This window comes from Mycobacterium sp. (genome assembly GCF_035653355.1).
GTDB lineage: Bacteria > Actinomycetota > Actinomycetes > Mycobacteriales > Mycobacteriaceae > Mycobacterium.
This window is the reverse complement of record NZ_DASRBZ010000091.1, coordinates 1-5694: the sequence shown is the minus strand read 5'-3', so window position 1 is coordinate 5694 and position 5694 is coordinate 1. Positions and strand designations below refer to the sequence as shown.

Below are 5694 nucleotides of genomic sequence, written 5' to 3'. Positions count from 1 at the left end.
GGCCGCTATCTGCACGCATGTGCAAGCCGGCGGCGGGGGACTGACCCCATCGGATATCGCGCCGGCCCGGCTGAGCCAGTCCCAGCTCGACGAACTGCAGCAGCAATACGAGATCACCGATATTTTGCCGCTGACCCCCCTGCAGCAGGGGCTACTCTTTCACGCCAGCACCGCAGCCGGTAGCGACGCCGATCCGTATGCGATGCAACTGGACATCACCGTCACCGGTGCCCTCGACCCCGACCGGCTGCACGATGCGGTGCACACCGTGGTCAACCGGCATCCCAATCTAGTGGCCCGGTTCTGCCCACAGTTTGACCAGCCGGTGCAGATCATCCCCGCCAATCCCGCGGCAGGGTGGCGCTATATCGAGCTGGATGGCGCCGAGGTGGAGCTTGAGCAGCAGGTCCAGCGGCTAGCTGCGGCCGAGCGCGCCGCGGTCGGCGATATCGCCGACCCACCGGCGTTTCGGGTGGTGTTGATCCGCACCGCACCCGATCGGCACCGGTTTGTGCTGACCTTCCACCACATCGTGATCGATGGCTGGTCGCTGCCCATCTTGCTTGGGGAAATCTTCGCCTCCTACAACGGCCAGCGGCTGCCCGCCCCGACACCGTATCGCCGGTTTGTGAGCTGGCTGGCCGAACGTAATCTTGATGCCGCCCGCGCGGCCTGGCGCGACGTGCTGGCCGGCTTTGACACCCCCACACTGGTCGGACCAGCGCAAAGGTTGGGGCCAGGGCGGCGAAGCATCGCCTCCTACTGGGTCCCTGAGCACACCAGGCGGGCGCTTGGCGAGCTGGCCCGCGTCCACCACACCACGATAAACACGGTGCTGCAGGCTGCTTTCGCCCAGCTGCTGTGCTGGCTGACCGGCCAGCACGATGTGGTATTTGGCACCCCGGTGTCGGGTCGACCCACCGAGGTGGCCGGTGCGGAGTCGATGGTGGGGCTGGTGATCAATACCGTGCCGGTGCGGGCGAACCTCACCGCGGCGACTACCACCGCTGAGTTGCTCGAGGAACTCCAACGCGCCCACAACCACACCCTTGAGCACCAGCACCTGGCGCTGAGCGAAATTCACCGCCTCACCGGCCATGATCAGTTGTTCGACACCTTGTTCGTGTTCGAAAACTACCCGGTCGACACCGCCGCGTTATCGGGCGTCGATGAGCTGGCCATCACCGAGTTCAGCAGCCGCGAATCCACCCACTACCGGCTGACGCTGCAAGCTCAACCGGGCAGCGAACTGGGTCTTCGCGTCGAATACGACACCGATGTGTTTGATGCGGCCGGTATCGAAGCGCTGATTGCGCGGTTAGAGAAGGTGTTGGTGGCGATGACCACCGATCCGGCCCGGCCGTTGTCGGCGATCGATGTGCTCGATGCCGCTGAACACGCCCGCCTCGATCAGTGGGGTAACCGGGCGGTGTTGAGCGCGCCGATGAGCGTGCCGGCGTCGGTGCCGATGTTGTTCGCTCAACAGGTGGCGCGCACCCCAGATGCGGTGGCCATCCGCTGCGGGGAGCTGTCACTGACGTATGGGGAACTCGATGAGGCCGCGAATCGGTTAGCCCACCTGTTGGCCGCCCACGGTGTGGGCCCAGGAGAGCGGGTGGCATTGCTGTTGCCGCGCTCGGCTGAGGCGATCGCGGCCATTTTGGCGGTACTGAAGACCGGGGCGGCCTACCTGCCGATCGACCCTGCACTGCCGACAGCGCGCATCGAGTTCATGCTCCACGACGCCGCGCCGATTGCGGCCATCTCCACCGCGCAGTGGGCCGACCGGCTCGCCGGTCATGACCTGCTGGTCATCGATGTCAACAACCCCGAAATACAGGCCTATCCCAACAGCGCACTACCCGCGCCGGCCCCCGACGATATCGCGTACATCATCTACACCTCAGGAACCACCGGCGTCCCCAAAGGCGTTGCGATCACGCACCACAACGTGACTCAGCTCATGGAGGTGTTGGATGCGGGCCTGGCAGCGCCGGGGCCGGCAAAGGTGTCGACGCAGTGGCATTCCTACGCCTTCGACGCCTCAGTCCGGGAGATCTGGGGCGCGCTGCTGCACGGCGGCCGGCTGGTGGTGGTGCCCGAAGAGGTAGCCCGCTCACCAGACGACTTCCACGCTTTACTGGTCGCTGAACACGTCAGCGTCTTAAGCCAGACCCCCTCGGCGGCGGCTAACTTGTCACCGCACGATTTGCGGTCGGTGGCGTTGGTGGTGGGCGGTGAAGCTTGCCCGGCTGAGCTGGTGGATCGCTGGGCGCCGGGACGGGTGATGATCAACGCCTACGGTCCGACCGAGACCACGGTGGATGTTTCGATCAGCGCACCGTTGATGGCGGGGTCAGGGGCGCCGCCCATCGGCTCACCGGTGCGCGGGGCGGCGTTTTTTGTGCTCGATGGGTGGTTGCGGCCGTTGCCGGTTGGGGTGGTTGGGGAGTTGTATGTCGCCGGTGCTGGGGTGGGTGTTGGGTATTGGCGTCGGGCGGGGTTGACCGGGTCGCGGTTTGTGGCCTGTCCGTTCGGCGGGCCGGGGCTGCGGATGTATCGCAGCGGGGATTTGGTGCGCTGGCGTGCTGATGGGCAGCTAGATTTTGTGGGCCGTGCTGATGAGCAGGTCAAGATCCGCGGGTATCGCATCGAATTGGGTGAAATCCAGGCGGCATTAAGTGCCCTGGCTGGGGAGCAGCAGGCGGTGGTGATCGCCCGCGAGGACCGCCCCGGCGACAAACGCCTCATCGGCTATGTCACCGGCACCGCCGACCCGGCCGGAATTCGCGAGCAGCTGGCCCAGCGGCTGCCGGCATATATGGTGCCGGCGGCGGTGGTGGTGATCGACGCGCTGCCGTTGACCCCCAACGGCAAACTCGACACCCGCGCCCTGCCAGCACCGGAACGCCCCGCGGGTCAGTATCGCGGCCCAAGCAGCCTCATCGAGGAGATCCTGGCCGGCATCTACGCGCAAGTACTCGATGTCGAGCGGGTCGGGGTCGATGACTCGTTCTTTGAGCTGGGTGGCGATTCCCTGTCGGCGATGCGGCTGGTCGCGGCGGTCAACACGACTCTGGATGCCGGCCTTCCGGTGCGTACCGTGTTCGAGGCACCCACGGTCGCCCAGTTGGCGCCCCGTATCAGTGGCGAGACGGGTCGGCTGCCCCGGTTGGTGTCGATGGAGCGGCCCGCGATAATTCCGCTGTCGTTTGCCCAGCAGCGGTTGTGGTTCCTGGATCAGCTGCAGGGGCCCTCAGCGGTCTACAACATGGCGGTGGCGTTGCGGCTGCGCGGCCGCCTTGACGCTGAAGCGTTGGGTGCGGCGCTGACCGATGTGGTCGACCGCCACGAAAGCCTGCGCACAGTGTTTCCAGCGGTTGAGGGGATACCCCAGCAGGTTGTTCTCCCGATGGAGCGGGCCGATTTCGGGTGGAACGTTGTTGATGCCACCGGCTGGCCGGCAGGGCAACTAGATGAAGCCATCGATACCGAGGTGCGTCGCCCGTTCCACCTGGCCACCCAGATCCCCTTGCGAGCCCAGCTTTTCCGCATTGCCGACGACGAGCATGTGCTGGTGGCTGCGGTGCACCACATCGCCGCCGATGGCTGGTCGATCACCCCGCTGGTGCGTGATCTGGGCATCGCCTATGCCAGCCGGTGCGCGCGGCAAGCCCCCGACTGGCCAGAGTTGGCGGTGCAGTACGTCGATTACACGCTGTGGCAGCGCGAAACCTTTGGGGAGTTGGAAGCCAGCGACAGCCCCATTGCCGCGCAGCTGGCCTATTGGCAGCAGGCGCTGGCAGGGCTGCCGGAACGCCTGCAGTTGCCCACGGATCGGCCGTATCCGCCGGTGGCTGATCAGCGCGGCGCCAGTGTGGTCGTGGAGTGGCCCGTCGAGCTACAGCAACGGGTGCGCAAGGTGGCTTGCGAGCACAACGCGACCACCTTCATGGTGCTACAGGCAGCCCTGGCAGTGCTGCTCTCGAAGATGAGCGCAAGCAGCGACGTGGCAGTGGGGTTCCCGATCGCCGGGCGTCGTGACCCCGCGCTGGATGAGCTGGTGGGTTTTTTCATCAACACCCTGGTGCTGCGGGTGGATCTGGCCGGTGATCTCAGTGTCGCCGAGCTGCTGGCGCAGGTGCGACGGCGCAGCCTGGCCGCCTACGAGCACCAAGACGTGCCCTTTGAGGTGCTAGTTGAGCGGCTCAACCCGACCCGAAGCCTGTCCCACCACCCGCTCGTGCAGGTGATGCTGGCCTGGCAAAACTTCGCCGGGCAGGACAACACCGCCGCCGAGTTGGCCTTAGCTGGACTTCAGATAACGCAGATCCCGATTGAAACCCGCACCGCGCGCATGGATTTGGCGTTTTCCCTGGGTGAACGCTGGAGCCAGAGCGGTGACCCTGCCGGGATTGGCGGGGCGGTGGAATTTCGCACCGATGTGTTTGATGCGGCCAGCGTGGAGGGGCTCGTCGAGCGGTTGCAGCGGGTGTTGGTGGCAATGACCGCCGACCCGGGTCGTCGGTTGTCGTCGGTTGATCTGCTCGATGCCGATGAGCACGCCCAGCTGGAGGCGTGGGGCAATCGCCCGGTGTTGGCCCGGCCTGTGCCCGCGGCGGTGTCGGTTCCGGCGTTGTTCGCCGAACAGGTAGCCAGCACGCCGGATGCGGTGGCGCTGGTGTGCGGCGAGCGTTCGCGGACTTATCGCGAGCTCGATGAGGCCGCTAACCGGTTGGCGCACCTGCTGGCCGCTCATGGGGCGGGTCCTGGGTGCGTGGTGGCGCTGCTCTTTTCGCGTTCGGCTGAGGCGATTGTGGCGATGCTGGCGGTGCTCAAGACAGGGGCTGCTTACCTGCCGATCGACCCGGCGGCCCCGGCGGAGCGGATTAGCTTCTTGCTTGCCGATGCCGCTCCCATGACTGCTATCACCACTGCTGATCTGTCCGGGCGGCTAGAGGGCCATGACCTGCCGGTGATCGATGTCAACGACCCCGCTGTTGAGAGCCAGCCCAGTACCGCACTGCCATCGCCAGCCCCGGACGATATCGCCTACCTGATCTACACCTCTGGCACTACCGGGATGCCTAAGGGCGTGGCGATCACCCACCACAACCTGACCCACTTGGCCGAGTCATTGCCCGCGCACCTGCCCGCGGCACACGCGTGGACGCAGTGCCACTCGTATGCTTTCGACTTTTCGGTGTGGGAAATCTGGGGCGCCCTGCTGCACGGCGGGCGGCTGGTGGTGGTGCCTGAGTCGGTGGCGAGCTCACCGGAGGACTTCCACGAGCTGCTGGTTGCCCAACGCGTCGGTGTGTTAACCCAAACGCCGTCGGCGGTGGGGATGTTGTCGCCTGAGGGTTTGGAGTCGACGGCGTTGCTGCTCGGCGGCGAGGCTTGTCCGGCAGAGGTCGTGGACCGGTGGGCGCCGGGGCGGGTTGTGATCAACGCCTACGGCCCTACGGAGGCCACGGTGTACGTGGCGATCAGCGCGCCGCTGACCGCCGGGTCGGGGGCGCCGCCGATTGGGTCGCCGGTGGCGTGGGCGGCGTTGTTTGTGCTGGATGGGTGGTTGCGTCCGGTGCCGGCGGGTGTGGTTGGGGAGTTGTATATCGCCGGTGCTGGGGTGGGTGTTGGGTATTGGCGCCGGGCGGGGTTGACCGGGTCGCGGTTTGTGGCCTGTCCATTCGG

At 66.2% G+C, this 5694-nt stretch carries 1 protein-coding gene; it reads left to right on the top strand.

Annotation, left to right across the window (positions count from 1 at the left end; genetic code table 11):
- The coding region (locus tag VFA16_RS02985) for a non-ribosomal peptide synthetase (protein ID WP_324966388.1) at nt 1–5694 on the top strand (5694 nt) is incomplete at both ends.